This window comes from Aminobacter sp. J44 (assembly GCF_007829415.1).
GTDB lineage: Bacteria > Pseudomonadota > Alphaproteobacteria > Rhizobiales > Rhizobiaceae > Aerobium.
The window spans coordinates 15,215-30,415 of the sequence record NZ_VLJG01000007.1 but is presented as its reverse complement, the minus strand read 5'-3'; the positions used below and the strand labels follow the sequence as shown (position 1 = coordinate 30,415).

18 protein-coding genes are annotated in these 15,201 nt (G+C 64.3%); 5 read left to right on the top strand and 13 right to left on the bottom strand.

Annotation, left to right across the window (positions count from 1 at the left end):
- The 4 genes from L610_RS03890 to L610_RS03875 form a co-directional block, all read left to right on the top strand.
- Positions 1 to 1,232, top strand: a 1,232-nt coding sequence (locus tag L610_RS03890) for a chemotaxis protein CheA (protein ID WP_144702722.1), incomplete at its 5' end; no start/stop codon positions are given.
- Positions 1,229 to 1,708, top strand: coding sequence for a chemotaxis protein CheW (locus L610_RS03885; RefSeq protein ID WP_024848943.1), 480 nt, complete (start codon positions 1,229 to 1,231; stop codon positions 1,706 to 1,708). The genes L610_RS03890 and L610_RS03885, both read left to right, overlap by 4 nt.
- Positions 1,709 to 1,733: 25 nt before the next feature.
- Entirely contained in the window at positions 1,734 to 2,123 is a 390-nt protein-coding gene (locus L610_RS03880; RefSeq protein WP_024848942.1) for a response regulator, read from the top strand.
- A 26-nt stretch (positions 2,124 to 2,149) separates the two neighbouring features.
- Positions 2,150 to 2,536 carry a hypothetical protein gene (locus L610_RS03875; RefSeq protein WP_024848941.1) on the top strand — a complete coding sequence of 129 codons (387 nt, stop codon included), beginning with the start codon at positions 2,150 to 2,152 and terminating at the stop codon, positions 2,534 to 2,536.
- 101 nt (positions 2,537 to 2,637) lie between these two features.
- Here the strand turns inward: L610_RS03875 and L610_RS03870 are convergent, their stop codons facing one another.
- The 12 genes from L610_RS03870 to ccoN all read right to left on the bottom strand — a co-directional run bounded on the left by L610_RS03870 (position 2,638) and on the right by ccoN (position 13,631).
- Positions 2,638 to 3,633 carry an energy transducer TonB gene (locus L610_RS03870; protein WP_051473281.1) on the bottom strand — a complete coding sequence of 332 codons (996 nt, stop codon included), beginning with the start codon at positions 3,631 to 3,633 and terminating at the stop codon, positions 2,638 to 2,640.
- Entirely contained in the window at positions 3,630 to 4,088 is a 459-nt protein-coding gene (gene exbD, locus L610_RS03865) for a TonB system transport protein ExbD (RefSeq protein WP_034330429.1), read from the bottom strand. Before exbD ends, L610_RS03870 begins: the two co-directional genes overlap by 4 nt.
- Positions 4,089 to 4,093: 5 nt before the next feature.
- Positions 4,094 to 5,080 (bottom strand): tonB-system energizer ExbB, encoded by a 987-nt coding sequence (gene exbB / locus L610_RS03860; RefSeq protein WP_144702652.1) that lies wholly within the window; start codon positions 5,078 to 5,080, stop codon positions 4,094 to 4,096.
- Entirely contained in the window at positions 5,077 to 5,529 is a 453-nt protein-coding gene (locus tag L610_RS03855) for a hypothetical protein (RefSeq protein ID WP_024848938.1), read from the bottom strand. The genes exbB and L610_RS03855 overlap by 4 nt, the downstream gene beginning before the upstream one ends.
- Positions 5,530 to 5,630: 101 nt before the next feature.
- A complete protein-coding gene (gene ccoS / locus L610_RS03850; RefSeq protein ID WP_084466044.1) occupies positions 5,631 to 5,792 on the bottom strand; it encodes a cbb3-type cytochrome oxidase assembly protein CcoS in 162 nt (53 codons plus the stop codon).
- Complete coding sequence (locus L610_RS03845; protein ID WP_024848937.1) at positions 5,789 to 7,972, bottom strand: cation-translocating P-type ATPase; 2,184 nt, start codon at positions 7,970 to 7,972, stop codon at positions 5,789 to 5,791. The genes ccoS and L610_RS03845 overlap by 4 nt, the downstream gene beginning before the upstream one ends.
- A complete protein-coding gene (locus tag L610_RS03840; protein ID WP_024848936.1) occupies positions 7,969 to 8,463 on the bottom strand; it encodes a FixH family protein in 495 nt (164 codons plus the stop codon). The genes L610_RS03845 and L610_RS03840 overlap by 4 nt, the downstream gene beginning before the upstream one ends.
- 5 nt (positions 8,464 to 8,468) lie before the next feature.
- Positions 8,469 to 10,019, bottom strand: a complete 1,551-nt coding sequence (ccoG, locus tag L610_RS03835; RefSeq protein ID WP_034330427.1) for a cytochrome c oxidase accessory protein CcoG — start codon at positions 10,017 to 10,019, stop codon at positions 8,469 to 8,471.
- 228 nt (positions 10,020 to 10,247) lie between these two features.
- Positions 10,248 to 11,102 carry a cytochrome-c oxidase, cbb3-type subunit III gene (gene ccoP, locus L610_RS03830; protein ID WP_024848935.1) on the bottom strand — a complete coding sequence of 285 codons (855 nt, stop codon included), beginning with the start codon at positions 11,100 to 11,102 and terminating at the stop codon, positions 10,248 to 10,250.
- A 1-nt stretch (position 11,103) separates the two neighbouring features.
- Positions 11,104 to 11,256 carry a CcoQ/FixQ family Cbb3-type cytochrome c oxidase assembly chaperone gene (locus L610_RS03825; protein ID WP_024848934.1) on the bottom strand — a complete coding sequence of 51 codons (153 nt, stop codon included), beginning with the start codon at positions 11,254 to 11,256 and terminating at the stop codon, positions 11,104 to 11,106.
- A 15-nt stretch (positions 11,257 to 11,271) separates the two neighbouring features.
- Positions 11,272 to 12,003: a cytochrome-c oxidase, cbb3-type subunit II gene (ccoO, locus tag L610_RS03820; protein ID WP_024848933.1), complete on the bottom strand. Its 732-nt coding sequence runs from the start codon at positions 12,001 to 12,003 to the stop codon at positions 11,272 to 11,274.
- An 11-nt stretch (positions 12,004 to 12,014) separates the two neighbouring features.
- Positions 12,015 to 13,631: a cytochrome-c oxidase, cbb3-type subunit I gene (gene ccoN / locus L610_RS03815; protein WP_024848932.1), complete on the bottom strand. Its 1,617-nt coding sequence runs from the start codon at positions 13,629 to 13,631 to the stop codon at positions 12,015 to 12,017.
- Between the two features lie 182 nt (positions 13,632 to 13,813).
- Between ccoN and L610_RS03810 the strand changes: the two genes are divergently transcribed.
- Positions 13,814 to 14,350 (top strand): hemerythrin domain-containing protein, encoded by a 537-nt coding sequence (locus tag L610_RS03810; protein ID WP_348602195.1) that lies wholly within the window; start codon positions 13,814 to 13,816, stop codon positions 14,348 to 14,350.
- Between the two features lie 15 nt (positions 14,351 to 14,365).
- On the opposite strand, the gene L610_RS03805 is transcribed toward L610_RS03810, so the two are convergent.
- On the bottom strand, positions 14,366 to 15,094 hold the full coding sequence (locus tag L610_RS03805) for a Crp/Fnr family transcriptional regulator (protein ID WP_024848930.1): 729 nt from the start codon (positions 15,092 to 15,094) through the stop codon (positions 14,366 to 14,368).
- Positions 15,095 to 15,201: the final 107 nt, after the last annotated feature.

The following is a 15,201-nucleotide window of genomic DNA, read 5'->3' as shown; positions in this document are numbered from 1 at the left end:
CTGCCGCATCGGCCCCTGCTCCGAGCGCCACGATCCGCGTTGATCTCGATCGCGTCGATCGCCTGATCGATCTCGTCGGCGAGCTGGTGATCAACCAGTCGATGCTGGCGCAGCGCGTCATGGAGGCAGGCATTGCCCGCCTCTCCGACGTTGCGGTTGGCCTCGACGACCTTGAGCACCTGACCCGCGAGATCCAGGACTCCGTCATGGCAATTCGCGCGCAGCCGGTTCGCCCGATCTTCCAGCGCATGTCGCGTGTGGTGCGCGAAGTTGCCGACATGACCGGCAAGTCGGTGCGCCTGATCACCGAGGGTGAAAACTGCGAAGTCGACAAGACCGTCATCGAGCGCCTTGCCGACCCGCTCACCCACATGATCCGCAATGCGATCGACCACGGCATCGAGAAGCCCGAGGACCGCATCGCCAAGGGCAAGCCTGAACAGGGCGTCGTCCGCATGATCGCGGCACATCGCTCGGGCCGCGTGGTGATCGAGGTTGCCGACGACGGAGCGGGCATCAACCGCCAGCGCGTCCGCGATATCGCCGTCAAGAAGGGCATCATCTCGCCCGACGCTCAGCTCACCGACGCCGAGATCGATGACCTGATCTTCGCGCCGGGCTTCTCGACCGCGGAGAAGATCTCGGACGTGTCGGGCCGCGGCGTCGGCATGGACGTTGTCCGCCGCTCCATCCAGGCGCTCGGCGGCCGCATCTCGATCTCGTCGCGCCCCGGCCAGGGCACGACCTTCACTCTGTCGCTGCCGCTGACGCTGGCCGTACTCGACGGCATGGTCGTCACGGTCGCCGGCCAGACCCTTGTTGTGCCGCTCTCGACCATCGTCGAGACGCTGCAGCCGAAGGAAAGCGACATCCACGGCCTCGGCGAAAAGGCCCGCGTCATCGCGATCCGTGGCTCGTTCATCCCGCTGATCGACGTCGGTGCCGTGCTTGGTTATCGCGAGGTCGAGGCCGATCCGGTCCAGAGCGTCGCGGTCATGGTCGAGACCGAGAACCAGTCGCAGTGCGCACTGATGGTCGACGCGATCATCGGCCAGCAGCAGGTGGTCATCAAGAGCCTCGAAACCAATTACGGCCATGTCTTCGGCGTGGCGGCCGCCACGATCCTTGGCGATGGCCGCGTTGCAGTCATCCTTGACGTAGATGCCATTGTCGCCGGCTCGCGCACCGAGATGGCTCGCATCGACGCCAACCGCAAGAGGAACGCAGCATGACCCAGTTGCACGAACAGAGCGTGGCCGGTGCCAACAACGAGCTCATCGCCTTCCGTCTTGGCCAGCAGGAGTTCTGCGTCGACATCATGTCGGTCCGCGACATCCGCGGCTGGACGCCGACGACGCCGCTGCCACACTCCGAACATTATGTGAAGGGTGTGATCAACCTGCGCGGCGCGGTGCTTCCGGTCGTTGATCTGGCTGCGCGACTCGGCTTTACGCCAGCTGATCCAACACCGCGCCACGTCATCATCATTACGCAGGTTGGGCGCCAGACCATCGGCCTTCTGGTCGATGCGGTGTCCGACATTCTCACGGTCGAATCTTCGTCCATCCAGGCAACTCCGAATGTCGCCTCGGAGCTCGCGCGCTCCTTCATGAAGGGAGTGATCGCGATGGAAGGACGAATGATCAGCTTGATCGCGCTCGACAGCGTCCTGACCCACAACCAGTCCGGGTCGGGCCTGTTGAACTGACGATACATACAAAGGAATTCGCGCAATGTCGCTGCTAGCACAACTCAGGATTCTCGTCGTAGACGACACGACCACCAGCCGCCTGCTCGTGCGTGAAGCTCTGGAGTCGCTTGGTTTCCGCAACATCCAGGTAGCGTCGGATGGCGAACAGGCCATGAAGATGATGATGACGCAGCCTTCGCACCTGATCATCTCGGACATGAACATGCCGAAGATGAACGGCCTGCAGCTGCTGCACGCCATCCGTACCTACAAGCCGACCTCGCGCGTGCCGTTCATGATTCTGACCGGCAGCCCGGACCGCGCCGTGCTTGAGGAAGGGCGCAAGCTTGGCCTCAACAACTACCTGACGAAGCCGTTCAACACCGACCAGCTGCGCCGGGCCCTCGAGGCCATCGTCGGCAAGCTGCACTGACAGCAAGACCCGGAATCGAGCCTCGCATGATCCTGACCCAGCAACTTGCGCAAAGCGGAAATCCGGAGCGCCTGATCGACGTTCTGGCGAGGATCCATGCCGAGCTTGAGGAGATCTCGGCGCGCATCGACCGCAACCAGGCGGCGATTGCGCGCGCCACTTGGGACGTCGGTTCCTCCGACGAGGACTATGTCCGCGCCATGCAGGATGCGGACCTGAGTGCGCAGCGCATTGCCGGCGTGGCCGATTTTCTGCGCGCGCTCGGCGAAGCGAGTGAGCCGCACTGGTACATCGACACCAGCGCCGCGACCGAAACGCTGAAGCTCAGCGAACTCGTCCGTTCCATCGGCTCCGCAGGTCTCGAGATCCAGATGAAGGACGAGGAAGCCGCAGGCGAGGTCGACTTCTTCTAGAAGCCGTTTTCCTAGCTCACATAAATCGTCAGCGACTGGCTGATAAACTTGAGCCGATCCGGAAGTTCCGGACCGGCTCGTTTTCTGTCTGATGTTCGCTGTCAGCGCAGGCTAAACTTGATCGGCACCACGATGGTGCGGCCCACGCCGGGAGGCGGAGCCGGCACTGGCGAGGCACGGCGGACGAGCGACAGCACCTCCTCGTCGAGCTCCGAAACGCCCGACGAACGGCTCAGCGACACGGAACCAACATTGCCGTCACCGTCGATGGTGAAGCGCACCTGGACGATGCCCTGCTGGCGCGCGCGCTTGGCTGAGGCGGGATAGCGCTTGCGGCGCTCGAGATGCGCCATGACCTTTGACTGCCAGCGCGCCGGGCTCATTGACGAGCCGGAACCGGCGGCGGCCTGCGGGGCTGCGGCACGCGGCGCGTTCTGCGCCGTCTTCACCTGCGCCCTCACCTGCTGCTGCGAGGCTTCCTGACGGCGCGGCTTCTTGCGCTCTTCGACCGGTTTCTCGCGCTTCGGCTTTTCAACCTTCGGGCGCTCGATCTTCGGCTCGGGACGCGGTTCCGGGATCATCGCGACCTCGGGAAGCACTTCCTCGACCTCTTCCGGCTCGACAACCTCCGAGGCGACGGCTGCGACTTCAGGCTCCTCCACCGGCTCGACCTCATCTGCAAGCAGCGGATCGACCGGCATGTTGGCCATCGCCGTCTCGACGGGCTCAGCCTCGACGACCTCTGGCTCGACGGTTTCTGCTGTCTCCTCTACCGGTTCGGCTTCAACCGGCTCGACCTCTTCGACCTGCTCGGCAGGCTCGACGGCTTCGACCTTCTCCGCCTCAACCGCGTCGACGGCATCGGCCGCCACCTGTTCGGTCTCTGCGGCAGGAGCCATCGTCAGCGAGGCGAGGTCGACCATGATCGCCGGAGCGGCGTCGTCTTCCATCACCACGGGACGTTCCTGCATCGCGAACCAGGCAGCACCGGCGTGGACCGTGACCATCGCAAGCGCCGCGACCGACCACAGGGCGATCTGGCCCGCAGAGGTGCGGCTCAGATTGCGCGACCAGGCTATGTCCGAATAGCCGCTCATTCCGTCCCCTGGGCCGCGCCTTCCGCATTCGCGCCGACGGTTTCCAGACCGACCAGCGCGATCTTGGTGTAGCCGCCCATGCGCAGCAGGTTCATGATGTTCATGAGGTCGCCATAGGCGACGGACTTGTCTGCGCGCAGGAAGACGCGGGCGTCCTTGTCGCCGTTGGTCGCGCGATCGAGCTCGCTGCGCAGGTCAATATGCGCGACTTGGTTCTCGCCGACCGAAACGGTGAGGTCTTCCTGCACAGTCACGTAGAGCGGCTTGTCGGGCCGCGGCTGCGGCGTCGCCGTGGAATTGGGCAGGTCAACACTGATGTCGACCGTCGCCAGCGGTGCCGCGACCATGAAGATGATCAGCAGCACCAGCATCACGTCGATGAACGGCGTGACGTTGATCTCGTGGTTTTCCGACAGCTCGTCGTCGTCAGCGCCTTTGCGGATGCCGCCTGCCATGGGTTCTACTCCGCGGCGCGCACTGCGCGAACCGCCTGCGGCAGCGCGCGGCGATCAATGTCACGGCTCACCAGGCGCTCGACGGCGGCCGACGCATCGCCCAGCAGCAGCTTGTAGCCGGCGATGGAGCGCGCGAACACGTTGTAGATGACGACGGCCGGGATAGCTGCGACAAGGCCGATCGCCGTTGCCAGCAGCGCCTCGGCAATGCCGGGGGCGACGATTGCGAGGTTGGTCGTTTGCGATTCCGAAATGCCGATGAACGAGTTCATGATGCCCCAGACCGTGCCGAACAGGCCGACGAACGGGGCAGTCGAACCAATGGTCGCGAGCACGCCGGTGCCGCGGGTCATGCGGCGCGAGGCCTGCGCCTCGATGCGCGACAGGTGCGACGCGACACGCTCCTTGAGGCCAGCGCTGCCGCCGTAGGGCAGCATGTCGGACGACATCTGCATTTCATGGCGCGCGGCACGCACCAGAAGCGGAGCGGGACCCGAGCGGTTCTCAAGCGCCCCGGCGGCCTCATCCAGCGTCTTCGAGCCGATGATGCGGTCGAGATGCGCGCCCAGACGGCGGCGTGCGGCGGCGAGCTCGAGCGACTTGGCGAGCCACACCGTCCAGGTGACCAACGAAGCGAAGGCAAGGCCGATCATCACGGCCTTGACCACCCAGTCGGCCGCCATGAACATGCCCCACGGCGAAAGATTGTGCGGCAGCGTGGCGTCGCGCTCGACGACCTGATCGAAGACCGTCACGTCCGCCTCGTCAGCCTGAGCGGTTGCTGCTGGGGCCGGGGCCGCCAGGGGCTGCGCAGACGGAGCTTCCGCCACCGGCGCGGGCGCGACCGGAGCGGCTTCAGCGTCCGGAACAGTCACCGGCGCCTGCTCAGCCTGCTGAGGCTGCGCCTCCTGGGCAATGCCGGCCACCGGAGCCAGCGCGAGGCCAGCCGCCAGCGAGGCGGCGACGAGATTCTTGATGATCTGCACGTTTATACCCCGAATTCGGTTTCGGCTCGGGTGTCTGTCTTAAGATACCGGATGCACGCCTTCGGTTCTACGCCGTCACCGGCACAGTCCGTCGCATCGTTGACGAGGACACGGCCGAGATCGGCGCACTGGATACCGGAAAAGTCAAACTGCCGGACCTTGGTCTTGCCTTCCGGCAGGTCCTTGAAGTCGACGATGATGATGCGGCTCACCATTCCAGCCTTGTTGAAGAGCACCAGCTCGAAGCCGACGCTCTTGAGTTCGGCGCCGAGCCTGTTGGTCGCCACGAAGGTGAAGCGGCAGCCGCGCTGGCTGGGCTGCAGGGCATTGAGCTCGACGGTCAACGACTTGTCGCCGCCACTCTGGGACGTTTCCTGCGCAATTGCCGGAACACCCGACACGGCAAGCGCCAGCGCAACCAGTCGTACCCGCGAATACAATGTCTCGATAGCCATGACCCGGTCCTGTAAACCCTTCACGGCCGGACTATCATTCTTGATAATTTTGATCAAGATTTAATGCGGGCGAAAGCGCGACGCCGTTTTCGCCCACGCGTTCACTTTAAAAGTGGCTTGTCGTCCTCATCATCGAGCAGGATACGTGCCGCTGCGCCGTCGAGGTCCTCGTATTGCCCGGTCCGCACCGCCCACAGGAACGCCACGAGCGCGCCGCCGCCGAGCAGCAGCGCTACCGGGATGAGATAGATGAGCATGCTCATCTGCCAGCCTTTCCTAGCCGGAGAGCATTTGCGATGACCAGGATCGAGGATGTCGACATGGCTACCGCCGCGATCAGCGGCGTAACATAGCCCAAAATCGCGATCGGCACCGCAAAGATATTGTAGACGATCGCGATGGCGACGTTCTGACGGATCAGCCGTCCCGCGCGGCGGGCAACCTCGACCGCGACCGGCACAGCCTTCAGGCTCTCGTGCAGGAAGACGAAATCAGCGGCGTTGCGGCCAACATCCGCAGCCGTCGCCGGCGCCATCGAGACGTAGGCAGCCCCCAAGGCCGGCGCGTCGTTGAGGCCGTCGCCGACCATCAGCACCTTGCGGCCCTGGCTCGTCGCTTCCTCGATGCGAGCGACCTTGTCGGCCGGCATCAGCCCCGAAGCGTAGACGTCGATGTCGAGTTCCCTGGCGACGGTGCGGCATGCGGCCTCGTTGTCGCCGGACAACATGACCACCGGCCCGACCTCGCGCTTGAGGATCGAGACTGCCTCGCGCGCGTCGGCGCGCGGCTTGTCCTCAAAGGAAAAGGTAGCGAGGGAGACGCCATCCCGCCCGATAAGCGTCCCCTCGCCTTCCCCGGCCCAACCCCCGCGACCGAGGCGCCATACTGCCCCCGCTGTATGGCCCTCGACTCCCTGGCCGGGGTATTCGGTAATGGATGTGAACTTGATCGGCTTGCCGCCCGCACCCTTGAAAGCGGCGATCGCCTGCGACTGCGGGTGGCGCGAATGTGCACCAAGTTCGGCCGCAGCTTCAAGCGCGTCCGGATCGATCTCGTGCGTGTTGACGAGGCGCGGCTGACCGAGCGTCAGCGTGCCCGTCTTGTCGAACACCACCATGTCGGCTTCGGCTAGACGCTCCATCGCGGCACCATCGCGAACCATCACGCCGTTCTCGAACAGCCGGCGCGCGGCAACCACCTGCACGATCGGCACGGCAAGACCCAGCGCGCACGGGCAGGTGATGATCAGGACGGCAATGGCGATGGTAACGGCAAGGTGCCAGTCGCCGGTGGCGATCAGCCAGCCGAAGAAGGTGACGAGCGCGGTGAGATGCACCACCGGCGCGTACATCGCCGAAACACGATCGGCGATGCGGCGGTAGCGGGCACGGCCGCCCTCGGCGGCCTCCATCATCCGCAGCATCTCGGCAAGGAATGACTGGGATGCCGGCGCAATTGCGCGCAGCGTCAGCGGTCCGGTGAGGTTGAGCGTGCCAGCGCGCACCGTCGCCCCCTCCGCCACCGTCTGCGGCGCGCTTTCGCCGTTGACCAGTGAGCAGTCGAGGTCCGAGCGGCCTTCCGTGACCACCGCATCGAGCGGTATGCGTTCGCCGGCTGTGACCAGCACCGTCATGCCGGGCTCGATCTCCGAGACCGGACGGTATTCGCGCCCCCCATCCGGCAGGACCACCAGCGCGCCACGCGGCTGCAGGCGCGCAAGACCAACCACCGCCGTGCGTGCGCGTTCGCGCATCACATGGTCAAGCGAGCGGCCGATCAGCAGGAAGAACAACAGCGTCACAGACGCGTCGAAATAGGCGTGCGGGCCGCTGTAGATCGTCTCGTAGAGCGACAGCGCATAAGCCATGGTGATACCGATCGCGATCGGCACGTCCATATTCATACGGCCATGCTTCAGCACAGACCAGGCGGATCGATAGTAGATGCGGCCGGCATAGAGCATCGCCGGCAGCGCGATCAGCGCAGACACCCAGTGGAACAGGTCGCGGGTCGCGCCCTCGGCGCCCGACCAGACGGAAACCGAAAGGAGCATGATGTTGCCGGCGGCAAAGCCGGAAACGGCAACGGCGCGCAGGAGTTCGGAAAGCGTTCCGTCGCGGCCGGCGGCCGCGTCGTCAGACAGGTTCGGCGCGTAGCCGAGCCGGGCAAGCGTCGAGACGAGCGGCGGCAGATCCTCGCCCTTCCAGCGCACGGTGACGCGCTTGGTGGAAAGGTTGACGCGCGCGGCTTCGACGGCGGGCAGCGCCTTCAGGCCATTCTCGACCGTTGCGATGCAGGCTGCGCAATGCACCTGCGGTACGGAAAACTCTACCTGGCGAACGCCGTCGCCGAGATCGCGCGCACTGAACAGGACCTCGTCGTCGGAAGGCAGCGCGATCGCGCCATCCGCCGCGCCGTCAAGCCCGGGTGCGCAGCAGCTCATCTCAGCGTACCTCCGTATATCTGGACACGCCGCGTGTCGCGGTAGGCGTGGTCAAGATCGGCGTCGATCACCAGCGAGATGATCCACACGCCATCATGCACATCGAGCGGAGCGGACAGGCCGGTGCCATCCAGCTTCAGTTCGACGGTGACGTCTTCGCGGTCGCTGGTCGGGCGCCAGAAGGTGGCGGTGCCGCCTCGCAGCGTGACAGCGCGGCCCTCCTTGTCGGTCAGCGCGTAGGTCAGCACGCGGTCCTTGATCGTCAGCGACGGATTCCAGCCGAGCGCATCCTGCGCGCGCGCTTCTTGGGTCTTCTTGGTGAATTCCTGCCCAGCGACGTAGCTGTTCTTCACGATCAGCCCGGTCCAGCTCTGGCTCGCCATCGTCGCCATCACGAGGTTGACGGCGATGATGATGCTGAAGGCACCGACCATCACGGCGATCATGTGGCGCCCGGTGAACTGTCCGGCGGAAACGCGTTGGTTCTGCATGATGCTCACTCCGGGGCCTCGAAATTGGCGACATACTGGTCGGCTTCGGCGTTCTCCTTATCCTCGACGAGGAAGGAGAAGCTCTGCTTCTTGCCGGCAACGTTCTCAAAGGGCTGGCGGACGTAGATCTTCAGCGTCTTCAGCCTATCCGGTTCGAGTTCGACGGTGAAGGTCTGCGCCTCGGGTTCGTCGACACCGACGATGCTCATTGCACCGTTCTCGAGGCCGTCGATCGCCAGAGTAACCGTGCGGACCTCCGGAATCTTGTTCAGCAGCTTGACCGTGTAGCCGTTGCGGATCGAGCCGTCCGACAGCACCACGAACTGCGGGTTGCGGTCGTGCAGCACGTTGACCTCCAGGCGGTCACGCGTGACCAGGCCATAGAGGAGGAGCACGCCAACCAGCAACCAGGCGGCGAAATAAGCCAGGCTGCGCGGGCGGAACAGCTTGCGGACGTGGAAGTGGCGCAGCTTATCGCTCAGCTTTCCCTTCTCGTCGCGCACCAGCGTCGGGTTGATCGCATGCGCGCCGTTGCCGGTGGCGATGTCCATGTTGTGCTGGTAGTCGGCGAGCGTTGCGTATGAGATCAGGCCACGTTCGCGGCCAAGCTTGTCCATGACGCCATTGCAGGCGTCGATGCAGAGCGCGCAGGTGATGCATTCGAGCTGCTGGCCGTCGCGGATGTCGATGCCCATAGGGCAGACGACGACGCATGCATTGCAGTCGACGCAGTCGCCAGCCGCAATGCCCTCGGCAGCGGCGCGCTTGGCACCACGCGTACGCGGTTCGCCACGCCACTCATTGTAGGTGACGGTAAGTGAGTTTTCGTCGAGCATCGCCGCCTGGATGCGCGGCCACGGGCACATGTAGGTGCAAACCTGTTCACGCATCAGGCCGCCGAACACGTAGGTCGTGCCGGTCAGGACGGCGACGGTGATGTAGGCGACCGGAGCGGCATGGCCCTTGAAGAAGTCCACGAGTAGCGTCGGCGCGTCGGCGAAATAGAGGATCCACGCACCGCCGGTGGCAACCGCGATCAGCAGCCAGATCGTGTGCTTGATCGTGCGCAGCATGACCTTGCGCGCCGTCCACGGCGCGGCATCAAGCTTCATGCGCTGGTTGCGGTCGCCCTCGATGAAGCGCTCGACGACGAGGAAGAGGTCCACCCACACGGTTTGCGGGCAGGTGTAGCCGCACCAGGCGCGGCCGACGACCGATGTGATGAAGAAAAGGCCGAGGCCCGCCATCACAAGCAGGCCCGCGACGAGGAAGAACTCCTGCGGCCAGATCTCGATGAAGAAGAAGTAGAAGCGGCGGTTGGCGAGGTCGACGAGCACCGCCTGATCCGGCGCATAGGGTCCGCGATCCCAGCGCAGCCACGGCGTGAGATAGTAGATGCCGAGCGTAACGACCATCACCAGCCACTTGAACTGGCGGAAGTTGCCGTTCGCTCGCTTGGGGAAGATCTTCTTGCGCGCCTCGTAGAGCGGCTGGCGAACCTTAGCTGAATTGACCGGTTGAGCTTCGTGACGCTCAACCTCAACCATGCCGGACATTGCAAACTCCTGACGGCAGGATCCTCCCACCCCGGCCCCATTGCCCGACGGGAAGATCCCGGGCCTTGATCTACGTCAAGGCGCACGGCAGGTCGCCGCGACGGAACGCCCGATCGGCCGCGACATGGTGGCGCGGTGCAAGGTGAGGCACACTGGGAGGTTCGTGGCGGTGCGCCTCAAAGAAGAAGGGCCCGGATCGCTCCGGGCCCTTGTCGTTCATCCGGCTGCTTATTCGCCGCCGCCCAGCGAGTGGACGAACACCGTAAGCTCCTTGACCGTCACGTCGCCGAGACGTGCCTGCCAGGCCGGCATCACACCGTGCTTCGGTGCGCGGATCTGGGAGATGATCTCCTGCTCGGTCTTGCCATAGAGCCAGATCGGATCGGACAGGTTCGGCGCACCGACCGACTGATCGCCCTGGCCCTTATCGCCATGGCAGGCCGCGCAGTTGTCAGCGAAGATCTGTGCGCCCGGGCCCTCGACCTCGCCGCCCTGGCTGAGCGAGACGACGTACTTGGCGAGCGAACCGATCTCGTCGCGCGAGAACATCTCGCCGAAGGCCGGCATCTCGGAGAACCGGGTCTCCTCGTCATCGCCGTAGCGGATGCCGTGGGAGATGGTCGTGTAGATGGCCTCAGGCGTGCCGCCCCAGAGCCAGTCGTCGTCGTTCAGGTTCGGGTAGCCGACCGAACCGGTTGCACCGGAGCCATGGCACTGGACGCAGTTCACCTTGAAGGCAGCCGCGCCCGCAGCCGTCGCGAACTGGCGCAGCGAGTCGTCGGCAAGGATTTCCTCGACCGGCAGCTCCGCAATCTTCGCGATATACTCCGACTTGGCGGCTTCCGCTGCCTGCATCTCCTGCTTTACGTCGCTGCGGCTAGCCCAGCCGAGCATGCCGCCGGTGGCCTTGGTCACGAGCGGCCAGGCCGGGAAGGCGATCGTGTAGCAAATGGCCCAGACGATGGTGACGTAGAAGGTCCACAGCCACCAGCGCGGCATCGGGTTGTCGAGTTCCTTGATCCCGTCCCAGCTGTGGCCGGTGGTCTCGACGCCGCTGATCTCGTCGATCTCTCTTTCGCTCATCTCAGTCATCCTTGAGTGGGATTTGTGCGGCATCCTGGGCCAGCTGTCGGCTGCCGGGGCGGAAGACGAACAGCACGGCGCCGACGAAGAACAGCGTCATTCCCAACAGCGCCCAGCTGTCGGCGAATTGGCGCATGGCGGTATAGGTATCCATCGATCCTGCCCTCCCTTAGCGATAGCCGGCCGTTTCGTCGTAGGTCGAGAAGTCAACCAGCGTACCGAGCATCTGCAGATAGGCGACCAGCGCATCCATCTCGGTCAGCTCGTTCGGATTGCCGTCGAAGTCGCCAACCTTGGCCTTCGGGTAGCGGGCCAGCAGATCGGCGGTGTCGGCATTTGGATCAGCCTGCGCCTCGATGTCGCCCTGCGCGTTCTGGACCATCTCCTCGGTGTACGGCACGCCAACGGTCTGCTGCGCGACGAGGTGCGTCGCGAAGTCTGAGACGTCGAGCTTGCGGTCCTTGAGGAAGGCGTAGGTCGGCATGACCGACTCCGGCACCACGGAGCGCGGGTCGATCAGGTGCTGGACGTGCCACTCGTTCGAGTAGCGGCCGCCGACGCGCGCCAGGTCCGGACCGGTACGCTTGGAACCCCACTGGAACGGGTGGTCGTACATCGACTCCGCAGCCAGGCTGTAGTGGCCGTAGCGCTCGACCTCGTCGCGGAACGGACGGATCATCTGCGAGTGGCAGACGTAGCAGCCCTCACGGATGTAGATGTCGCGACCGGCCAGCTCGAGCGGGGTGTAGGGCCGCATGCCCTCCACCTTCTCGATGGTGTTCTCGAGGTAGAACAGCGGCGCGATCTCGACGATGCCGCCGATGGTCACGACGAAGAGCGAGCCAGCGAAGAGCAGGGTCGCGTTCTTCTCGAGGACGCGGTGCTTTTCAAGAATTGACATGGGTCTTGCTCCTATTCGGCCGGCTGCAGCGCGGGTTGACGGGCGGCGCCGCCGATCGGCGCCTCCTCACGCTGGTGACCTAGGATCGTCCGGGTGATGTTGTAGGCCATGATCAGCGCACCGGTGAGGTACAGCAGACCGCCCGTGGCACGACCGACGTAGTACGGGAACATGGCCGCGACCGTTTCGGCGAACGAGTAGACCAGGAAGCCCTGCTCGTCGTACTCGCGCCACATCAGGCCCTGCATGATGCCCGACACCCACATCGTGGCGGCGTAGAGAACGATACCGGTCATCGCCAGCCAGAAGTGCCAGATGACCATGCGCTCCGAGTAGAGGCGCGCGCGGCCCCACAGGCGCGGAACGAGGAAGTAGATCGCCGCGAAGGTGATCAGGCCGTTCCAGCCGAGAGCGCCGGAGTGGACGTGACCGATGGTCCAGTCGGTGTAGTGCGACAAGGAGTTGACCGACTTGATCGACATCATCGGGCCTTCGAAGGTCGCCATGCCGTAGAAGGCAATAGCGGCAACCATCATGCGGATGATCGGGTCGGTGCGGATCTTGTCCCATGCGCCGGACAGCGTCATGAGGCCGTTGATCATGCCACCCCAGGACGGCATCCACAGCATGATCGAGAACACCATGCCGAGCGTCTGCGCCCAGTCAGGCAGCGCCGTGTAGTGCAGGTGGTGCGGACCGGCCCAGATGTAGAGGAAGATCAGCGCCCAGAAGTGGATGATCGACAGTCGGTAGGAATAGACCGGACGGTTCGCCTGCTTCGGCACGAAGTAGTACATCATGCCGAGGAAGCCTGCGGTCAGGAAGAAGCCCACCGCGTTGTGGCCGTACCACCACTGCGTCAGCGCGTCCTGCACGCCGGAGAACAGCGAGTACGAGCGCGAACCCATGAAGGAGACCGGCCATGCAAGGTTGTTCACGATGTGCAGCATCGCAATCGTGATGATGAACGACAGGTAGAACCAGTTCGCGACGTAGATATGGGGTTCCTTGCGCTTGAAGATCGTGCCGAGGAACACGATGAGATAGGCAACCCAGACGATCGTCAGCCAGAGGTCGACGTACCACTCCGGCTCGGCATATTCGCGGCTCTGGGTGATGCCCAGCAGATAGCCGGTCGCCGCCATGATGATGAAGAGCTGGTAGCCCCAGAACACGAACCAGGCGAGATTGCCGCCGAACAGGCGTGCGCGGGACGTGCGCTGGACGACATAGAGCGAGGTCGCGATGAGCGCGTTGCCGCCGAATGCGAAGATCACGCCCGAGGTGTGCAGCGGACGCATGCGGCCGAAATTGAACCACGGCTCGAGATTGAGGTCCGGGAAAGCCAGCTGCAGCGCCACGAAGACGCCCGCGCCCAGGCCAACGACGGCCCAGAACACAGTGGCGATCGCACCGTAGCGGATCGGCCCGTCCATGTAGACCGACTGGTCGACCGGCTGCTTCGGAGCGAAACTGGTGTTTCGCATCAGGAGCGCGCCAAAGGCGACCAGCGTAAAGAACAGCACCCACATATGCTGGCGGAACGGTTCGTCCACGCCGAGTGCGGCTCCAATCAGTGCGATGAAGGCAAATATGCCCACACCCACAATCTCTGCACCGTATCTCATTTCATGTCCCCATCGGCGACGTTGCAAGGCAAGGGCCGCGCCGTCACGGGCACGACCATCCATGAGACATCCATTTGAACGTTGCCGCGCGTTTCGCCTTGATCCATGTCAAGGCCGAGTGTTCATCCTTCCGACAGCCTTAGCGGCATAAGAGAAAAATTCCGGAGGGTAGGTTGCAGAACGTGAACAATGCAGGGACGGGCATGTCGCCCGACATGTGCGAGGTGCCGCACCGGTGCCCGGTGGCGCACATGTGCATGCCGGGCCGCGAGGTGCCCTGCCATCACGTCGGCCGCTCGCACGACCTGAAGCTCGATCTGTGTCGCCAGCTCGAGGACATCGCTGACAGCCTGCCTCACGTCGACCGCCGCCAGTGCCTGATCGTGGCGTCGATGCTGGTGCCGCTGCTGCGCGAAAGCCACCGGTTCGAGGAAGATTGCGTCTTTCCGGCCTTTGTCGACGACGTGGCGCATCGCGAACAGCGGCTGAAGACGGTGGAGAGGCTGAAGCAAGAGCACATTGAGGACGAGTGCTCGGCTCAGGACCTGACGGAGACCTTGCTCTCGATCGGGCGTGGCGCGCCGATCAGCAATCCGGAGGCGCTGGGCTTCATGCTGCGCGCCTTCTTCGAGTCGATGCGCCGCCACATCGCCTTCGAGCGGGAGCACATCTTTCCGATCCTCCTGGGCGAGCGCGGCAACGGGCCGCAGCACAACTAAACCGGCGGGTGAACGTCAGTTGCCGGCGCGGGCCTCGAGGCGCCTGATGTCGTCGACGAAGACGTGGCGGTTGTTCTCGATGCGGATGACGTTGTCGGTGCGCAGGCGGGTCAGCTGACGGCTCACCGTCTCGATGGTCAGACCAAGGAAGTCGGCGATATCGGCGCGGGTGAGCGGCAGGTCGAAGGTTACCGCGCGGCGCTCGGGGTCGCGCGACGGGTCGATGTTGCGGGCAATCAGCATCAGGAAGCTGGCCACCTTTTCGGCGGCGGTCTTGCGGCCGAGCGTGACCATCCAGTCGCGCGCGTCGTCCAGTTCGATCAGCGCCTGCTGCAGGAGTCGGTGCTCGAGACCCGGCTGCTCCTGCATCATGCGATCCATCGTCGCCTTCGGGAAGGAGCACAGCGAGACGTCCGTCGCCGCCTCCGCGTTGATGGAGCTTTCCTTGCGGAACGGGCGGCCAAGAAAATCGGGCGCGAACTGGAGGCCGACGATCTGCTGGCGGCCGTCCGAAAGCGTCTTCGTCAGCTTCACCACGCCGGAGAGCACGTTCGAGTAGACGTCGATACGCTCGGCGTCACCGATCAGCTCTTCACCTTCCTTGACGACGTGTTTGTGGGACGCCTTGGCGAGCGCGATCAGCTGCTCGGGTTCAAGCGCACCGCACACGCCGCGATGACGGGCCTGGCATGACTCGCAAAGGAGCGGGATGCCGTCCGAATGGATGTCCTTGCGCAATTCCATTGTCGCTCTTCAAGTGCCATCCCTCCCACGCGGGCCTATAGCACTCTTACCTTGTTCTAGCTCCGCGTCAGTTTGTCTGCCCCGGCATTTCCTTGATCCAGGTCAAC

What these genes read in the sequence shown, in the direction of transcription:
- L610_RS03885 (WP_024848943.1), top strand. Translation starts at nt 1,229, where the DNA reads ATGACCCAGTTGCACGAACAGAGCGTGGCCGGTGCCAACAACGAGCTC.
- L610_RS03880 (WP_024848942.1), top strand. Translation starts at nt 1,734, where the DNA reads ATGTCGCTGCTAGCACAACTCAGGATTCTCGTCGTAGACGACACGACC.
- L610_RS03875 (WP_024848941.1), top strand. Translation starts at nt 2,150, where the DNA reads ATGATCCTGACCCAGCAACTTGCGCAAAGCGGAAATCCGGAGCGCCTG.
- L610_RS03870 (WP_051473281.1), bottom strand. Translation starts at nt 3,633, where the DNA reads ATGAGCGGCTATTCGGACATAGCCTGGTCGCGCAATCTGAGCCGCACC.
- exbD (WP_034330429.1), bottom strand. Translation starts at nt 4,088, where the DNA reads ATGGCAGGCGGCATCCGCAAAGGCGCTGACGACGACGAGCTGTCGGAA.
- L610_RS03855 (WP_024848938.1), bottom strand. Translation starts at nt 5,529, where the DNA reads ATGGCTATCGAGACATTGTATTCGCGGGTACGACTGGTTGCGCTGGCG.
- ccoS (WP_084466044.1), bottom strand. Translation starts at nt 5,792, where the DNA reads ATGAGCATGCTCATCTATCTCATCCCGGTAGCGCTGCTGCTCGGCGGC.
- L610_RS03845 (WP_024848937.1), bottom strand. Translation starts at nt 7,972, where the DNA reads ATGAGCTGCTGCGCACCCGGGCTTGACGGCGCGGCGGATGGCGCGATC.
- L610_RS03840 (WP_024848936.1), bottom strand. Translation starts at nt 8,463, where the DNA reads ATGCAGAACCAACGCGTTTCCGCCGGACAGTTCACCGGGCGCCACATG.
- ccoG (WP_034330427.1), bottom strand. Translation starts at nt 10,019, where the DNA reads ATGTCCGGCATGGTTGAGGTTGAGCGTCACGAAGCTCAACCGGTCAAT.
- ccoP (WP_024848935.1), bottom strand. Translation starts at nt 11,102, where the DNA reads ATGAGCGAAAGAGAGATCGACGAGATCAGCGGCGTCGAGACCACCGGC.
- L610_RS03825 (WP_024848934.1), bottom strand. Translation starts at nt 11,256, where the DNA reads ATGGATACCTATACCGCCATGCGCCAATTCGCCGACAGCTGGGCGCTG.
- ccoO (WP_024848933.1), bottom strand. Translation starts at nt 12,003, where the DNA reads ATGTCAATTCTTGAAAAGCACCGCGTCCTCGAGAAGAACGCGACCCTG.
- ccoN (WP_024848932.1), bottom strand. Translation starts at nt 13,631, where the DNA reads ATGAGATACGGTGCAGAGATTGTGGGTGTGGGCATATTTGCCTTCATC.
- L610_RS03805 (WP_024848930.1), bottom strand. Translation starts at nt 15,094, where the DNA reads ATGGAATTGCGCAAGGACATCCATTCGGACGGCATCCCGCTCCTTTGC.